Raw genomic sequence first — 18,272 nt, 5'->3', positions numbered from 1 at the left:
TTTGATAGAATGATAAAGAAGCATTTTTTTATAGCATTGTTGTTTGTTGGCGCGATCATTACAGGCGCAAAGGCCCAACAAGATGCACAGTACACCCAATACATGTACAATACTTTGAGTGTTAACCCTGCCTACGCCGGTTCCAGAGGACAATTAAGTTTTGCCGGTTTGTACCGCTCGCAATGGGTTGGTCTGGATGGAGCACCGGAAACCTTTACCTTGAACTTGCATTCTCCCATACGAAACAGTAGGTTGGGATATGGGATTTCCATTGTGAACGACAATATTGGCGACGGGGTGGTCCAAGAAACCTATTTGGATGCTGTGGTCTCCTATACGATCGATGTCTCCATGGATGCAAAATTATCCTTTGGGTTAAAGGCAGGGGGAAACATGTTGAGCCTCGACTTTAATGGGTTGCGGAATTTTGACCAAGAAGTGGTCAATCAGAACAATATAGATAATAGGTTTACTCCAAACTTTGGATTGGGGATCTACTATCATACCGATAAGTTTTATGCAGGTGTCTCTGCCCCTAACGTGTTGGAATCCGAATATTTTGATAACGATAATTCGGACGATGGTATCAACTTTCTCTCAGCAGAACGAATGAATATTTATTTGATAACCGGATATGTGTTCGATTTGGGTGCCGACCTGCAGTTTAAGCCTGCTTTGCTTACCAAAGCTGTTGGCGGTGCGCCTTTGCAAGTAGATCTTTCCGCCAGTTTCCTATTTGCCAATAAGTTCAGTTTTGGAGCGGCCTATCGATGGGATGCTGCAGTAAGTGGCCTGGTAGGATTTCAGGTTACCGACCAGATTATGCTAGGGTTGGCTTATGATCGCGAGACCACGGAATTGGGCGGAACGCAGTTTAACGATGGTTCATTTGAAGTTTTCTTAAGGTTGGAATTGTTAAAGTCGTTCCAAAGGACCATATCACCAAGATTCTTTTAATTTAGACCGGAATGCTGAAAAGATTACTCACATTATTGATTATCGTTTGCGGAGGTATTGTTAAAGTGTCGGCCCAGCAAGATAGTATCCCCGACAAACAACTGGTTCGGATAATGGAAAAGGCGGACGAACGCTACAATCAATATTCCTTTAGTCCCGCCATAGATATCTATAAAAAAGTGCTGGATAAAGGCTATACCTCTGCAGATTTGTTAAAAAAACTGGGAAATTCTTATTACTTCAACGCTAAATACCAAGAAGCGGCCGAAATCTACAAAAAATTGGAGGCAACATACCCTGATCAGATGTCGGTGGAAGATGTATTCCGATATGCACAAAGCTTAAAGTCGGTAGGCGAATATGACGATGCAGCAAAAATTATGGCCAGTTTCAAGGAAATGACATCGTCCATGGTAGACTATGACGAAGATTACATGGCCAAAATTGAAAAGAATTCAGGAAGGTATTCTGTCAAACAGTTTCCTTATAACAGTAAGTATTCCGATTTCGCAGCAGCGTATTACGAAGAAGGACTCATATTTGCCTCTGACCGCGACACAGGTAATTTTGCGCGATACCGCCATACTTGGAACGCCAGGGACTTTTTGGATCTCTACAAAGTGAATGCCGACAGTATATCCAACAATAAAGTGGTAAAGTTGGGGGGAGAGGTAAATACCAGACTGCACGAATCCACTTCGGTAGTTTCCAAAGATGGGTCTACGATGTATTTTACACGAAATAATTTTTTCGATGGAAGAAAGAAAAAGGATGAAGAAGGAATTATAAGGCTAAAGATCTATAGTGCCGAGAATATTGATGGTATATGGACGAATATTGTAGAACTTCCATTTAATAGTGATACATATTCCGTGGCCCATCCGATGTTAAGCCCCGACGGTAAGAAACTTTATTTTGTTTCCGATATGCCGGGAAGTCTGGGAGAATCGGATATTTTCGTTACCGAGATTATTGGTGATGGCACCTATGGCCCGATCAAGAACCTGGGGAGTAACATCAATACCATGGCAAGGGAAACATTTCCTTTTATTTCTACTGATGGCGTGCTCTATTTTTCTTCGGATGGACATCAGGGATTAGGTGGGTTGGATGTGTTCGCGACCAAGATCGCATACAACGATTACACACAACCGGTGGTCAATGTGGGAAGACCCATTAACACCCCCAAGGACGATTTTTCATACATATACGATCCGGGAGACCAAACTGGTTATTTCTCTTCCAACCGTGATGGGGGAATGGGAGACGATGATATTTATGAGTTTGTGGAGAACAAACCTCTAATGTTGGATTGTATTCAGGAAATTACCGGGACCGTTCGAGATAGAATTTCCAACGAAGTGTTGGCAGGGGCAACGGTAAAAATAATTGATGAGGAAAATAATGAGGTTTCCTCTACTATAACGGATTCCAACGGAAATTATATTTTGGAATTGGATTGTTCCAAAGGCAATTTTGTGCGGGCTTCTCGGGACGGATATGTTCCGGCCGAAGAGTATTTGCCCATATCCGATGGAAAACCGAAAATTGTCGATTTTTATCTGGAACGCGATTTGGTTACCGGAGGTTTTGGGGACGATTTGGCAAAGCTACTTCAATTGAGCACGATTTACTTTGATCTAAACAAATACAATATCAGGCCGGACGCAGAAATAGAAATACAAAAGGTAATCGTGGCTATGGAAAAATACCCGAGCTTAAAAATAAAGGTCAACTCGCATACCGATAGTAGAGGAGTGGACGCATATAACCTTTGGTTGTCGCAAAAAAGAGCACAATCAACAGTTGATTATATGGTATCCAAAGGAATATCTTCAGAAAGATTGAAAGGAGAAGGATTCGGGGAAACCCGATTGGTGAACAATTGTGCCAACGGCGTACAATGTTCAGAGGAACAACATCAGCTCAATAGAAGGTCGGAGTTCATAATTTATGAGTAGACGTTGATTCAAAACAAATTAAAACGGCCCTTTTTAATTATAAAGGGCCGTTTTTTTATAGGGTATTATGCTCGGTTTCTATAAATGTCTCATTTTTCCCGCCAAAGCACATTCGTAACAGAATCTCATTGGAATTCACTTTTGGTATTGGTCGATATTATTGGGCTTATCGGCGAACTGTCTTAAAAAAATGATAAAAAAGAAAAGAGGTTAACCTCAATTATTAGGGCTTAGACCGTAGGATTTAATGCGTTCACAACAATTATTTTCTACCCCTATATGTCTGGGTAATTTTGTTGGGTGATTAAAATTAGGTGTGTTCCATTTATAGGTAAATCACCCCTTTTTTAATGTTTTCGAACAACAAAAACACAGCATATTAAATTCTCAACTAATAGTAGCCTCATGAAAAAGAGCATTCTAGCCCTAACGTTCCTCCTTTTTACAGGAATTGCCTTTTCTCAAACTACCGTTACCCTTCAGGACCAATGTAATTGTGAGGTTCTCAAGGGTACTGATGTTTCCACATCGGGAGCGGTTACCCCGACAGGAGCGGATTTGGGAGATATTTATGTGAACACCAATACAGGGACCATTTATTTTTGGGATGGGGATTCATGGGAACTTACCGCTACAGATGACCAACAATTGACCGGATTCAATTTTGATGGTGTAACAAATACGTTATCATTAACATTGGAAAATGGGGGCACCGTAAACGTTGATTTGAGCAGTTTGAGCGATGTTTTTACGGATACAAATACAACCATAGCATCATTTGGTATAGATGGTACAAACACAAACCTTGTAATCACTGATTCCGAAGCAAATACCTTTGCTGTGGCGTTGGTGGACTTGGCAGCGTTGATCAATACGGATAATCAAACGCTTACCGAGGTTTTATCGCAAGGTAATGACGCTGGCGGAGCTACAATAACTAACTTGGCTGTTCCGGTTAATCCGCAAGATGCCGCTACAAAGGCCTATGTGGACAGCGTGGCCGACGACGATATTACGGGGGTGAGCTTCGATGGTGGGACCAACGAGGTAACGGTAAGCGAGGGCGGTACAAGTTTTTCCGCGGACCTGTCCTCTTTGGACGATAGCGCCGGAGTAGCAGCCAATGCCGCGGACATCGCCAACAACACTACAGCGATCGGTAACAACACTACAAACATTTCGAACAATGCGAGTGCAATAGCGACGAACGCTTCGGACATCGCCAACAACACAACGGCGATCGGGAACAATGCCACGGATATTTCGAACAACGCTACCAATATCTCCAACAATACTACGGCTATTGGTAACAATGCTACTAACATCACAGCGAACGCTTCGGACATCGCCAATAACACTACAGCGATCGGTAACAATGCTTCGAACATCACAACGAACGCTTCGGACATTGCTAACAACACTACGAACATTTTGAACAATGCGAGTGCGATAGCGACGAACACTTCGGACATCTCCAACAATACCACGGCTATTGGTAACAATGCAACGAATATCACAACGAACGCTTCGGACATTGCCAACAACACAACGAACATTTCGAACAATGCGAGTGCGATAGCAACGAACACTACCGATATAGCTACTAATGCCACGAACCTGGCCAACCATATCTCGGCCGACGGAGATCTATCGGATACGAACGAGATCCAGAACATCGAGGAAGTGCTGACTGACGGGAACGATGCGAACGGTCTAGTGCTGACGGGCCTTGGAGCCCCGACCGCTGCGAGCGATGCCGCTACAAAGGCCTATGTGGACAGCGTGGCCGATGACGATATTACGGGAGTGAGCTTCGATGGCGGGACCAACGAGGTAACGGTAAGCGAGGGCGGCACAAGTTTTTCTGCGGACCTATCCTCCTTGGACGATAGCGCTGGAGTAGCGGCCAATGCCGCTGACATCGCCAACAACACTACTGCGATCGGTAACAACGCCTCTGATATTTCGAACAACGCTACTAATATCTCCAACAATACCACGGCTATTGGTAACAATGCCACGGATATTTCGAACAATGCAACGAATATCACAACGAACGCTACCAATATCTCCAACAATACTACGGCTATTGGTAACAATGCTTCGAACATCACAACGAACGCTTCGGACATTGCCAACAACACAACGAACATTTCGAACAATGCGAGTGCGATAGCAACGAACACTTCGGACATTGCCAACAATGCCACGAACCTGGCCAACCATATCTCGGCCGACGGAGATCTATCGGATACGAACGAGATCCAGAACATCGAGGAAGTGCTGACTGACGGGAACGATGCGAATGGTCTAGTGCTGACGGGCCTTGGTGCCCCGACCGCTGCGAGCGATGCCGCCACAAAGGCCTATGTGGACAGTGTAGCCGACGACGATATTACGGGAGTGAACTTCGATGGCGGGACCAACGAGGTAACGGTAAGCGAGGGCGGTACAAGTTTTTCTGCGGACCTATCCTCTTTGGACGATAGCGCCGGAGTAGCGGCCAATGCCGCGGACATCGCCAACAACACTACGGCGATAGGTAACAATGCCACGGATATTGCGAATCATATAGCGGCCGATGCCGATACGAACATTGGTAACGAGTATAACACTGGAAGTTCCATAACGGACGGAGTTATCGGAATTACCGATGGGGGCGGGACTGAATCTATCGATTTGATCAGTTCGGACCTGAACAACAATATAACCTTTGGTTCAGATGGGGCGCTATATTTGAATGTTGCCTCGGTATCCATTGCAGAGACCAATACCTCCTTGTCCTATAATGATGCAACTGGAGAATTGACATACTCCAATGAATTGGGCAATAATCCGGTTGTTGACATTTCAGGTTTGGACGATAGCGCAGGAGTAGCGGCCAATGCCGCTGACATCGCCAACAACACTACAGCGATCGGTAACAACGCCTCTGATATATCGAACAACACTACGAACATTTCGAACAATGCTTCGAACATCACAACGAACGCTACCAATATCTCCAACAATACCACGGCTATTGGTAACAACGCCTCTGATATATCGAACAATACTACGAACATTTCGAACAATGCGAGTGCGATAGCAACGAACACTACCGATATAGCTACTAATGCCACGAACCTGGCCAACCATATCTCGGCCGACGGAGATCTATCGGATACGAACGAGATCCAGAACATCGAGGAAGTGCTGACTGACGGGAACGATGCGAACGGTCTAGTGCTGACGGGCCTTGGAGCCCCGACCGCTGCGAGCGATGCCGCTACAAAGGCCTATGTGGACAGCGTGGCCGATGACGATATTACGGGAGTGAGCTTCGATGGCGGGACCAACGAGGTAACGGTAAGCGAGGGCGGTACAAGTTTTTCCGCGGACCTGTCCTCTTTGGACGATAGCGCCGGAGTAGCGGCCAATGCCGCGGACATCGCCAACAATACTACAGCGATCGGTAACAATGCCACGGATATTTCGAACAACACTACGAACATTTCGAACAATGCGAGTGCGATAGCTACGAACACTTCGGACATCGCCAACAATACCACGGCTATTGGTAACAACGCCTCTGATATATCGAACAACACAACGAACATTTCGAACAATGCGAGTGCAATAGCGACGAACGCTTCGGACATTGCCAACAACACTACGAACATTTCGAACAATGCGAGTGCGATAGCGACGAACACTTCGGACATCGCCAATAACACTACGAACATTTCGAACAATGCGAGTGCGATAGCAACGAACACTACCGATATAGCCACCAATGCCACGAACCTGGCCAACCATATCTCGGCCGACGGAGATCTATCGGATACGAACGAGATCCAGAACATCGAGGAGGTGCTGACTGACGGGAACGATGCGAACGGTCTAGTGCTGACGGGCCTTGGAGCCCCGACCGCTGGTAGCGATGCCGCCACAAAGGCCTATGTGGACAGTGTGGCCGATGACGATATTACTGGGGTGAGCTTCGATGGCGGGACCAACGAGGTAACGGTAAGCGAGGGCGGCACAAGTTTTTCTGCGGACCTGTCCTCTTTGGACGATAGCGCTGGAGTAGCAGCCAATGCCGCGGACATCGCCAATAACACTACTGCGATCGGTAACAATGCCACGGATATTTCGAACAACGCTACTAATATTTCCAACAATACTACGGCGATCGGGAATAATGCTTCGAACATCACAACGAACACTACGAACATTTCGAACAACGCTACCAATATCTCCAACAATACTACGGCTATTGGGAACAATGCTTCGGACATCTCCAACAATACTACGGCGATCGGGAATAATGCTTCGAACATCACAACGAACACTACGAACATTTCGAACAATGCGAGTGCGATAGCGACGAATACTTCGGACATCGCCAACAACACTACGGCGATAGGTAACAATGCCACGGATATTGCGAATCATATAGCGGCCGATGCCGATACGAACATTGGTAACGAGTATAACACGGGAAGTTCCATAACGGACGGAGTTATCGGAATTACCGATGGGGGCGGGACTGAATCTATCGATTTGATCAGTTCGGACCTGAACAACAATATAACCTTTGGTTCAGATGGGGCGCTATATTTGAATGTTGCCTCGGTATCCATTGCAGAGACCAATACCTCCTTGTCCTATAATGATGCAACTGGAGAATTGACATACTCCAATGAATTGGGCAATAATCCGGTTGTTGACATTTCAGGTTTGGACGATAGCGCCGGAGTAGCGGCCAATGCCGCTGACATTGCCAACAACACTACGGCGATCGGGAACAATACTGCGAACATCACAACGAACGCTTCGGACATCGCCAACAACACAACGAACATTTCGAACAATGCGAGTGCGATAGCAACGAACACTACCGATATAGCCACCAATGCCACGAACCTGGCCAACCATATTTCGGCCGACGGAGATCTATCGGATACGAACGAGATCCAGAACATCGAGGAAGTGCTGACTGACGGGAACGATGCGAACGGTCTAGTGCTGACGGGCCTTGGAGCCCCGACCGCTGGTAGCGATGCCGCCACAAAGGCCTATGTGGACAGCGTGGCCGACGACGATATTACGGGAGTGAGCTTCGATGGCGGGACCAACGAGGTAACGGTAAGCGAGGGCGGCACGAGCTTTTCCGCGGACCTATCCTCTTTGGACGATAGCGCCGGAGTAGCGGCCAATGCTGCGGACATTGCCAACAACACTACGGCTATTGGTAACAATGCCACGGATATTTCGAACAACGCTACTAATATCTCCAACAATACTACGGCTATTGGTAACAACGCCTCTGATATATCGAACAACACAACGAACATTTCGAACAATGCGAGTGCAATAGCGACGAACGCTTCGGACATTGCCAACAACACTACGAACATTTCGAACAATGCGAGTGCGATAGCGACGAACACTTCGGACATCGCCAATAACACTACGAACATTTCGAACAATGCGAGTGCGATAGCAACGAACACTACCGATATAGCCACCAATGCCACGAACCTGGCCAACCATATCTCGGCCGACGGAGATCTATCGGATACGAACGAGATCCAGAACATCGAGGAGGTGCTGACTGACGGGAACGATGCGAACGGTCTAGTGCTGACGGGCCTTGGAGCCCCGACCGCTGGTAGCGATGCCGCCACAAAGGCCTATGTGGACAGTGTGGCCGATGACGATATTACTGGGGTGAGCTTCGATGGCGGGACCAACGAGGTAACGGTAAGCGAGGGCGGCACAAGTTTTTCTGCGGACCTGTCCTCTTTGGACGATAGCGCTGGAGTAGCAGCCAATGCCGCGGACATCGCCAACAACACTACTGCGATCGGTAACAATGCCACGGATATTTCGAACAACGCTACTAATATTTCCAACAACACTACGAACATTTCGAACAATGCGAGTGCGATAGCGACGAACACTTCGGACATCGCCAATAACACTACGAACATTTCGAACAATGCGAGTGCGATAGCAACGAACACTACCGATATAGCCACCAATGCCACGAACCTGGCCAACCATATCTCGGCCGACGGAGATCTATCGGATACGAACGAGATCCAGAACATCGAGGAGGTGCTGACTAACGGGAACGATGCGAACGGTCTAGTGCTGACGGGCCTTGGTGCCCCGATCGCTGCGAGCGATGCCGCTACAAAGGCCTATGTGGATAGTGTGGCCGACGACGATATTACGGGAGTGAGCTTCGATGGCGGGACCAACGAGGTAACGGTAAGCGAGGGCGGCACGAGCTTTTCCGCGGACCTGTCCTCTTTGGACGATAGCGCAGGAGTAGCGGCCAATGCCGCTGACATCGCCAACAATACTACAGCGATCGGTAACAATGCCACGGATATTTCGAACAACGCTACTAATATCTCCAACAACACTACGGCAATCGGTAACAATGCTGCGAACATCACAACGAACGCTACCAATATCTCCAACAATACTACAGCGATCGGGAATAATGCTTCGAACATCACAACGAACACAACGAACATTTCGAACAATGCGAGTGCGATAGCAACGAACACTTCGGACATTGCCAACAATGCCACGAACCTGGCCAACCATATCTCGGCCGACGGAGATCTATCGGATACGAACGAGATCCAGAACATCGAGGAAGTGCTGACTGACGGGAACGATGCGAACGGTCTTGTGCTGACGGGCCTTGGAGCCCCGACCGCTGGTAGCGATGCCGCCACAAAGGCCTATGTGGACAGCGTGGCCGACGACGATATTACGGGAGTGAGCTTCGATGGCGGGACCAACGAGGTAACGGTAAGCGAGGGCGGCACGAGCTTTTCCGCGGACCTATCCTCTTTGGACGATAGCGCCGGAGTAGCGGCCAATGCTGCGGACATTGCCAACAACACTACGGCTATTGGTAACAATGTCACGGATATTTCGAACAACGCTACCAATATCTCCAACAATACTACGGCTATTGGTAACAATGCTTCGAACATCACAACGAACGCAACCGATATAGCTGCCAATGCCACGAACCTGGCCAACCATATCTCGGCCGACGGAGATCTATCGGATACGAACGAGATCCAGAACATCGAGGAAGTGCTGACTGACGGGAACGATGCGAACGGTCTTGTGCTGACGGGCCTTGGAGCCCCGACCGCTGCGAGCGATGCCGCTACAAAGGCCTATGTGGACAGCGTGGCCGACGACGATATTACGGGAGTGAGCTTCGATGGCGGGACCAACGAGGTAACGGTAAGCGAGGGCGGTACAAGTTTTTCCGCGGACCTATCCTCTTTGGACGATAGCGCCGGAGTAGCAGCCAATGCTGCGGACATTGCCAACAATACTACGGCGATTGGGAACAATGTCGCAGACATTGCCAACAACACTACGAACATTTCGAACAATACGAGTGCGATAGCAACGAACGCTTCGGACATTGCCACCAATGCCACGAACCTGGCCAACCATATTTCGGCCGATGGAGATCTATCGGATACGAACGAAATAAACACTCGCTTCGAGGTTAACGGTGCTAACCTTGAAATTGAGGATAGTAACGGTACATTACAAGTTCCTCTAGCAGATATAAATAATCAAGATGCATCAGAAGTGAACTCTGATTCTCCAGTAGATGTAGATGGTGATGGCAATACCGAATCAACTGTTGAAGATGTTATACAGGATATTGCACGAATCACATCCAAAGCAGCAAGAATATTTTATCCTCCGTCCATAGCAATAGATGCATCGACCAATGGTACGGGGAGAACAATCAATTTATATTCTCAATATTTGGCACAGTATGGGTCTCCGACTGTGAGAAGTGCGGGTGCTCCAGCAGCAATTCCAACCTATGGTGCAACCGAATTATATTACTATGTGACCTATGCGGACCCAACAGTGTTTGCTAATATGACTATAGATGCCAACGGTGTTCTAACTTATGATATCATAGGACAGCCAGCAGATTATAATGCATTGATCAATGTGGTATTTGTGGTAAAATAATAATGTATAAAGACGGATAGATTTTGAAATCAAACACCTCATATAAGTCTTTATTCATAGGGCTGATCTTTCTCTTTGTAGGAGTGAACTTTACAAATGCACAGTTCTTACTACAAGCACCAAATACCGGAGATGAAAACAATTATCGGTGGTACGAAGCATCAGATACATCAACTGTTTTGGGAACCAATTCATTTTATGAGGCGACCCAGCCAGGTGTTTATTTTGCCACTTATGATGGCACCTTATGTGGTTCCAACGCAACGGGATATTTTATTTTGACCGATTGTGAAGCACCGAACAATGAGGTGGTTCTTGATATTTCGGCCAGTGTTCCATCGGGAGCCACCGTCAGTTGGAATCCAGCTCTTCCGGGAGATCAATCCAGACCCATGGTAACCAGTACACAAACCGTAATGCGGTATGTGGCAACGATTACCAAGGTGGGACATAGCACCGAATTACCGCGATTTACTGTGGTTTGTATAAGTCAAGCAGCCAATTTAATGGATGATTTGATTGTCCTGGATGAGGATACATCGATAGCGGTTCCAATATTTGACAACGATTCCGATTTGCCATCAGCAGGAGTATTAACGATTACAGACCCTGCAAACGGGGTGGTGAATGTTAACGACAATGGTACGGCTAACGACCCAACGGACGATATAGTTACTTATACGCCCAATCCAGATTATAACGGAAACGATAGTTTTGATTATACCCTATGTAACAACTTTGGGGATTGCAGTACGGCAACCGTTACGGTAGATGTGCTGCCAATTGTGGACACTAACGATGATTCGGTATCTACCGATATAGGTGTCGATGCCATAGTTTCGTGGAGGGCCAACGATAATGATATTCCCACTATAGGCTCTATTTCAGCAACCGATCCATCAAATGGAACAGTTGTATTGAACGATAATGGAACCGCAAACAATCCATCTGATGATGATATTACCTATATCCCAGATTCAGGATTCTCTGGAACGGATACTTTCGATTACACCGTTTGTGATACCAATGGCAATTGCGATACAGCAACGATAACGGTAATCGTAAGTCCTTCAGGAATTGATTTGGATAGCGACAATGATGGTATTGCCGATAGTTTTGAAGACCTAAATGCCGACAATGACAATGACCCATCTACGAACCCAACTGATACAGATGGTGATGGTATCCCGGATTATTTGGATATAGATAGCGATAATGACGGTATTCCCGACAATGTTGAGGCGCAATTTGCCTTGGATTACATTGCACCGAGTATGGTGGATAATAATGGCAATGGAATCGATGATGCCTACGAAAATGACGGAAATCTAGGCTTAATACCTGTTGATTCTGATAATGACGGTATACCTGATTATGTAGATGAAGACAGCGACGACGACAATGTGCCCGATGCCATAGAAGGCCATGATCATGATCAAGACGGAATTGCCGATGTAGTACTTATTGGTTCCGATAAGGACAACGATGGTCTGGATGATGCTTTCGAAGGTGAGACCGTCATAGATACCGATGTAAATGATGAAATAAACAGCCCAAGTTCAGATCTACCTGATACCGATGGTGATGGAATACCGGACTTTAGGGACTCTGATGATGACGATGACGGTATCGAAACCATAGACGAAGACTTTAATGGAGACGGGAATTACGCCAACGATGATTCCAATGAAAACGGGATTCCGAATTATTTGGATCCAGATTTAGGTGAATCGACCGTTGGTGAAGAGGAAGTAGATGTGGTGAACGTAATTACACCAAACGGAGATGGTGTACACGATACGCTGGAAATCCGAGGACTGGAAAATTATCCCAACAATACCGTTAGAATATACAATAGGTGGGGAGTAATGGTCTACCAGACCAAAGCATACGACACCAGTGGAAATGTATTCGATGGTACTTCTCAAGGTAGGGTAACCGTAGATCAGGACAATAAATTACCGGTAGGTACGTATTTCTATGTGATAGACTACCAAGATAATGGCGGTAACATGAAACAGCTGACAGGTTATATATATATAAATAGATAAAATGGTAACTGTGGAGAATAAGATGTATAAGGTGAAAATCCAATGGATACTGGCCCTCTTTGTAATGGGGTTGGCAAACATACATGCACAACAAGATGCACAGTATACCCAGTATATGTACAATACGGTCAGTGTAAACCCGGCATACGCAGGATCTAGAGGTCATTTAAGTATAGCCGCACTTTATAGGAACCAATGGTTGGGGCTCGATGGAGCACCCGAAACACAGACCCTCAATGTGCACACACCGGTAGGCTATCGTGGTGTGGGTCTTGGGCTGTCCATTGTCAATGACAAGATCGGGCCAACATCCGAAACCTATTTTGATGTTGATTTCTCCTATACCATACAAACCTCTTGGGAGGGTCGTCTAAGTTTTGGATTAAAGGCAAGTGCCCATATGTTGGACATACGTTATTCCGAATTGGACGAATTCGAGATAGACCCCCAATTACAATCACAGCAGGATATCCAGAATAAGTTTTCGCCAAACATAGGTGCCGGAGTGTACTACCATACGGATAGATTTTACGCAGGTCTTTCTGCACCAAGGATCCTGGAGACCACACATTTTGATACCTCTTCCATATCAACCGCAAAAGAACAGATCAACCTGTACCTGATTACGGGATATGTCTGGGACCTTAACCCTTTTTTAAAATTTAAACCCACGCTGTTGACAAAAGCAGTTCAAGGAGCACCTTTACAAGTGGACCTCTCTGCCAACTTTATGTTCAACGAAAAGTTTATTGGAGGAGTAGCTTACCGTTGGGATGCTGCCTTTAGTGGACTGTTCGGTTTTATGCTGTCCGATCAGTTAATGTTGGGATTGGCCTATGATCGCGAAACTACAGAACTCGGTGCCGCCACTTTTAACGATGGTTCCTTTGAGATAATTCTAAGGTATGACTTCATCAGAAATATTGGAAACTTAAAATCCCCACGTTTCTTTTAGCAAGAAATTAAATATTGATATCCCCATAAATTACACCAAAGGTCATATTTTTACCATATGAGAGAGGAAAATGTGATACTGGTAAACGAAAAGGACGAACCAATTGGACTAATGCCAAAAATGGAAGCCCACGAAAAAGCCCTTTTGCACAGGGCATTCTCTGTTTTTGTGATGAACAATAAAGGGCAAACCATGCTCCAACAACGGGCCAAGGACAAATACCACTCCCCATTGTTATGGACCAATACGTGCTGTAGCCACCAAAGGGAGGGCGAAAGCAATATCGATGCGGGTAAACGAAGACTCATGGAAGAGATGGGCTTTACCACCGAACTGAAAGAGCTTTTTAGCTTTGTATACAAAGCCCCTTTCGATAATGGACTTACCGAGCATGAGTTTGATCACGTAATGGTGGGTTATTTTGAAGATGAACCCAAGATCAATCCTGTAGAAGTGGCCGATTGGAAATGGATGTATCCAGAGGATATCAAAAAAGATATATCGCTTAATCCAGATGATTACACCGCATGGTTCAAGATAATATTTGAACGCTTTTACGATCATCTCATGGAAAATCCAGCCGAAAGATGAAAGTAAAAGTAAGCAGAAAGGCAAGTTTTAATGCCGCACACAGATTATATAGACCAGATTGGGACAACCAAAAGAACAACGAGGTTTTTGGCAAATGCAATAATCCAAGATACCATGGTCACAATTACGACCTTATTGTTAGCGTAACAGGCGAAATAGACCGGGAAACAGGATTTGTAATGGACCTTAAGGTGCTTAAGGATCTGATCAAAAAGCATGTGGAGGATCAACTGGACCACAAAAACCTAAATCTCGATGTTCCAGAGTTTAGGGAGTTGAACCCTACGGCCGAGAATATTGCCGTAGTAATCTGGAACAAGCTAAGACCCCATATAAATAAATCTAAAGAGTTGGAGGTCGTGCTCTACGAAACACCAAGGAACTTTGTAACCTATACAGGATAAAAATGAATCTTTACCCATTAAAATTCAAACCGATACTAAAAGAACGACTTTGGGGCGGTACCAAACTAAAAGAAGTCTTGAACAAACCTATAGATAGCGATATTACCGGCGAAAGTTGGGAACTTTCGGGAGTGGCCGGCGATATATCCGAGATTTCCAACGGAAACTTGGAAGGTACATCGCTTCAGGAATTGATGGATTCCCAAGGGGAAGCACTTTTGGGCAAAAGTGTGGTAGAGCGATTCGGCAAGGAGTTTCCCATACTCATCAAATTTATAGATGCTAAACAAGACCTATCCATACAGCTCCATCCAAATGATGAATTGGCCAAAAAACGCCATAATTCCTTTGGAAAAACCGAAATGTGGTACATTATGGATGCCGACCCGGGAGCAAAACTCATTGTAGGGTTCAATAAAGATGTGGAAAAGCAGGAATATGTAAAAAGTATAGAGGATGGCACCTTAACGGATTTAATGAACTATGAAGAAGTAAGCGAAGGTGATACATTTTTTATAAATACCGGAAAAATCCATGCCATTGGGGCAGGCGTACTTTTGGCAGAAATTCAACAGACATCCGACATAACTTATCGTGTTTTCGATTTTAACCGAAAGGATAAGGACGGAAACCTGCGAGAGCTGCACACAGGTTTGGCTGTAGACGCCATCGATTACAAAAAGAAGGATGACTTTAAAGTGGATTACCCTAAGAACAAGGGCGAAACGAACCCAATGGTAGATTGCCCCTATTTTAAAACAAATTTTTTGGAATTGATACAGCCTTTAAAGCAGAATCTATCCGAACGTGACTCGTTTACCATTTATATGTGTGTGGGCGGAGGAGCCACTATCACCAACGATTGGGGAAGCACGGAGATAAGAAAAGGAGAAACGGTTCTAGTGCCTGCATCGAGCACTTATGTGGACATCAGTGCCCAAAAAGCTAAACTTTTAGAAGTTACCATTTAATGGTATCTTTAATCAAAACATTATGTTATGCCAAGTATTCGCGATTTAAAGAAGGATGTCAATTTTGTCCTCGGAGATATAATTGAAGCTGTCTACATTTGGGAAGCAGGTTCTGGCAACAAGGAATCTGAAGAAGGTACGGTCATTATCGACGAAGCCATTGAGGTGTATGACGGACTTATGGATAAAATTCATCAAAAAAACGTAGAGGACGCTAAATCCCACTTTAATTCCATAAGAAAGGAACTGGAAGAAAAGGCTACCAAACTTATAGAAAAGCTCAATAGCCTGGAGTCTTAGTTATTGTCCAAAAAATCTTTGAATTTTTCACCGTATTTGGATGCCGCTACCTCGGGGCTCAGCCCTTTGTAGATAGAATCCAAGTATTTTGGATTGGCTTCGCGCGCCTCGGTCAACATAATATATGGTGTGGCATAAGAATCTCCATTGTTGAGCCCAAAATTAAGGGCATATCGATATCTGCTAACCGTGTTTTTATTGATCAAGCTTTGAATGGAATCCAAGGCCACGCTATCTTCTTGATATTCGGGTAGAACGGCTTGTTGTGCCAGGGCAAGTTCCCGAATATTGAATTTGGATACCATATCATAAAATTCCAATAACTTTTCGTGAGATTTGGAACCCGATATCTTTACATCCGTATCAAATGTGTTCCAAGCTGTATTGATCACAATAGTACCAGATTCGCCAAAAAAGTTGATGCGATCGTTAATGTCGTTATTGTCTTCCTTTTTTAGGTAGAGATAAAACACTTCCGGGTCGCCGACCTCTGTGCTAAAACTGAATTTTCCGTCACCCTTGATCTCCAACGAATCTACATTGGCAATGGTGGAATCTTGAAGTTTTTGTAAATAAAGGGTTCCTTTTTTTAATCCTTTAATGTTCCCATTAACGATCATGGTGTTCTCCGTGCTTTTTTCGCAGGCAACCAGGGTAATTCCAAATAGCAATACAAACAATATCCGCTTCATCATATAATTTTAGATGGGCAAATATGCATAATCTTCTGAAAATATTTAAACATTCGACGCGACTTCCATCAACAAAGCGCATAAATATGCTCCGGCTGTACCCACTACGTAACCAAAAACAGCCAAAAGAATGCCTACAGAGGTCAACGATGGATGAAATTCTGCAGCAACAATCGGGGCAGAAGCCGCACCTCCGACATTGGCCTGGCTGCCCACGGCTAGAAAAAAGAAAGGGGCTTTTATAATTTTTGCCATTAGGATAAGTAAACCCGCATGGATACTGATCCATACCAATCCGATAGCGATAAGGCCCGGGTTTTCCATTACTTTGCCCAAATCCATTTTCATACCAATGGTTGCTACCAAAATGTATATAAAGAGACCTCCAATTTTGCTGGCTCCTGCGCCTTCATAATTTTTTGCTTTGGTAAAAGAAAGACCAATTCCAATGGCCGTGGCAAAAACTACCATCCAAAGAAACTGTGAACCCAGAGAGGATAAAATTTTCTCCGGATTTCTTACAATTTCAAAATTGTTCTGTAAAAAAGCCGAAAAGTGATGTCCTGCAAAATGTGCAATACCAACACCGGCAAAGGCAAAGAAGGTTAGCATTATATAATCGTTCAAGGTCGTTACCCTTGTTATTTTTTCGGTATAGGTGGAAACTTTTTCCTTGAGTTTCTCAATGGAAGAAGTGTCCGCTTTGAGCCAACGGTCTATTTTTTCTGTTTTGCCAACGCCCAACAGGATTATGGCCATCCAAAGATTGGCCACCACAATATCAATGAGGACCATACCACCATAACTTTCCTGATTGTACTGGAAAACCTCGAGCATGGCAGCTTGATTGGCACCACCGCCGATCCAACTTCCGGCAATTGTGGCAAGGCCTCTCCAAACTGCGTCGGGGCCGATACCTCCAACAGTTTCCGGTGAAAAAATGGATACGATCAATATAGCGATGGGGCCTCCGATAACAATGCCCACGGTGCCGGTCAAGAACATGACCAAAGCTTTGGAGCCTAAATTTAGGATAGCTTTAAGGTCTATGCTCAGCGTCATTAAAATTAGAGCAGCAGGCAAAAGATATCTGCTTGCCACATAATAGGTGTTGGACGATGCTTCGTCAATGATGCCAAAACTGGCCAAAATGGCCGGTAACAAATAGCACATTAACAGGGTAGGGACCAAGCGATAAAACTTTGCCCAAAATCCAGTTTTTATGGATGATGTATAAAAAACAAAACCTAAACAAAGGCAAAGCAAGCCAAATATCACGGTGTCGTTGGTAAACGGTAATTGGTCCATAGATCTTTATAGCTAAAAATCCCAAATATAGGAAAATCGTTCAGGCCTTAGGTTATG

The 18,272-nt window shown here is 45.2% G+C and carries 11 protein-coding genes; 9 read left to right on the top strand and 2 right to left on the bottom strand.

Going from position 1 to position 18,272, the window contains the following annotated elements; all coding sequences use genetic code 11:
- The first annotated feature begins 9 nt into the window (after positions 1-9).
- From ACXAFK_RS12650 to ACXAFK_RS12610, 9 genes are all read left to right on the top strand, one after another.
- Complete coding sequence (locus ACXAFK_RS12650) at positions 10-957, top strand: PorP/SprF family type IX secretion system membrane protein (protein WP_224837701.1); 948 nt, start codon at positions 10-12, stop codon at positions 955-957.
- A gap of 11 nt (positions 958-968) precedes the next feature.
- Positions 969-2,918 carry an OmpA family protein gene (locus ACXAFK_RS12645; RefSeq protein ID WP_474957997.1) on the top strand — a complete coding sequence of 650 codons (1,950 nt, stop codon included), beginning with the start codon at positions 969-971 and terminating at the stop codon, positions 2,916-2,918.
- 405 nt (positions 2,919-3,323) lie between these two features.
- Positions 3,324-10,943 carry a hypothetical protein gene (locus ACXAFK_RS12640; RefSeq protein ID WP_474957996.1) on the top strand — a complete coding sequence of 2,540 codons (7,620 nt, stop codon included), beginning with the start codon at positions 3,324-3,326 and terminating at the stop codon, positions 10,941-10,943.
- An 83-nt stretch (positions 10,944-11,026) separates the two neighbouring features.
- Positions 11,027-12,994, top strand: coding sequence for a T9SS type B sorting domain-containing protein (locus tag ACXAFK_RS12635; RefSeq protein WP_474957995.1), 1,968 nt, complete (start codon positions 11,027-11,029; stop codon positions 12,992-12,994).
- A gap of 22 nt (positions 12,995-13,016) precedes the next feature.
- The gene (locus tag ACXAFK_RS12630; protein WP_445920587.1) at positions 13,017-13,949 is read left to right on the top strand and encodes a PorP/SprF family type IX secretion system membrane protein; all 933 of its coding nucleotides are present in this window, start codon (positions 13,017-13,019) and stop codon (positions 13,947-13,949) included.
- Between the two features lie 57 nt (positions 13,950-14,006).
- The gene (idi, locus tag ACXAFK_RS12625; RefSeq protein WP_474957994.1) at positions 14,007-14,540 is read left to right on the top strand and encodes an isopentenyl-diphosphate Delta-isomerase; all 534 of its coding nucleotides are present in this window, start codon (positions 14,007-14,009) and stop codon (positions 14,538-14,540) included.
- On the top strand, positions 14,537-14,944 hold the full coding sequence (locus ACXAFK_RS12620; RefSeq protein ID WP_474957993.1) for a 6-pyruvoyl trahydropterin synthase family protein: 408 nt from the start codon (positions 14,537-14,539) through the stop codon (positions 14,942-14,944). The genes idi and ACXAFK_RS12620 overlap by 4 nt, the downstream gene beginning before the upstream one ends.
- 2 nt (positions 14,945-14,946) lie before the next feature.
- Positions 14,947-15,915 carry a type I phosphomannose isomerase catalytic subunit gene (locus tag ACXAFK_RS12615; RefSeq protein ID WP_252080250.1) on the top strand — a complete coding sequence of 323 codons (969 nt, stop codon included), beginning with the start codon at positions 14,947-14,949 and terminating at the stop codon, positions 15,913-15,915.
- 27 nt (positions 15,916-15,942) lie between these two features.
- Positions 15,943-16,215 carry a hypothetical protein gene (locus ACXAFK_RS12610; RefSeq protein ID WP_474957992.1) on the top strand — a complete coding sequence of 91 codons (273 nt, stop codon included), beginning with the start codon at positions 15,943-15,945 and terminating at the stop codon, positions 16,213-16,215.
- Here ACXAFK_RS12610 and ACXAFK_RS12605 read toward each other — a convergent pair.
- Complete coding sequence (locus ACXAFK_RS12605) at positions 16,212-16,910, bottom strand: DUF4369 domain-containing protein (protein WP_474957991.1); 699 nt, start codon at positions 16,908-16,910, stop codon at positions 16,212-16,214. The two genes, ACXAFK_RS12610 and ACXAFK_RS12605, sit on opposite strands and share 4 nt — an antisense overlap.
- A gap of 42 nt (positions 16,911-16,952) precedes the next feature.
- Positions 16,953-18,215 carry a DUF819 family protein gene (locus tag ACXAFK_RS12600; RefSeq protein WP_474957990.1) on the bottom strand — a complete coding sequence of 421 codons (1,263 nt, stop codon included), beginning with the start codon at positions 18,213-18,215 and terminating at the stop codon, positions 16,953-16,955.
- Positions 18,216-18,272 lie beyond the last annotated feature (57 nt).

The sequence above is a fragment of the Flagellimonas sp. ABD4_174 genome (genome assembly GCF_056160185.1).
The sequence above is the reverse complement of the archived record's forward strand: the minus strand, read 5'-3'. Positions and strand labels throughout refer to the sequence as shown.

Excerpts from the sequence above, each read along its gene's own strand:
- ACXAFK_RS12600 (WP_474957990.1), bottom strand. The coding sequence starts at position 18,215 with ATGGACCAATTACCGTTTACCAACGACACCGTGATATTTGGCTTGCTT.
- ACXAFK_RS12610 (WP_474957992.1), top strand. The coding sequence starts at position 15,943 with ATGCCAAGTATTCGCGATTTAAAGAAGGATGTCAATTTTGTCCTCGGA.
- ACXAFK_RS12650 (WP_224837701.1), top strand. The coding sequence starts at position 10 with ATGATAAAGAAGCATTTTTTTATAGCATTGTTGTTTGTTGGCGCGATC.
- ACXAFK_RS12645 (WP_474957997.1), top strand. The coding sequence starts at position 969 with ATGCTGAAAAGATTACTCACATTATTGATTATCGTTTGCGGAGGTATT.
- ACXAFK_RS12620 (WP_474957993.1), top strand. The coding sequence starts at position 14,537 with ATGAAAGTAAAAGTAAGCAGAAAGGCAAGTTTTAATGCCGCACACAGA.
- ACXAFK_RS12640 (WP_474957996.1), top strand. The coding sequence starts at position 3,324 with ATGAAAAAGAGCATTCTAGCCCTAACGTTCCTCCTTTTTACAGGAATT.
- ACXAFK_RS12615 (WP_252080250.1), top strand. The coding sequence starts at position 14,947 with ATGAATCTTTACCCATTAAAATTCAAACCGATACTAAAAGAACGACTT.
- ACXAFK_RS12630 (WP_445920587.1), top strand. The coding sequence starts at position 13,017 with ATGTATAAGGTGAAAATCCAATGGATACTGGCCCTCTTTGTAATGGGG.
- ACXAFK_RS12605 (WP_474957991.1), bottom strand. The coding sequence starts at position 16,910 with ATGATGAAGCGGATATTGTTTGTATTGCTATTTGGAATTACCCTGGTT.
- idi (WP_474957994.1), top strand. The coding sequence starts at position 14,007 with ATGAGAGAGGAAAATGTGATACTGGTAAACGAAAAGGACGAACCAATT.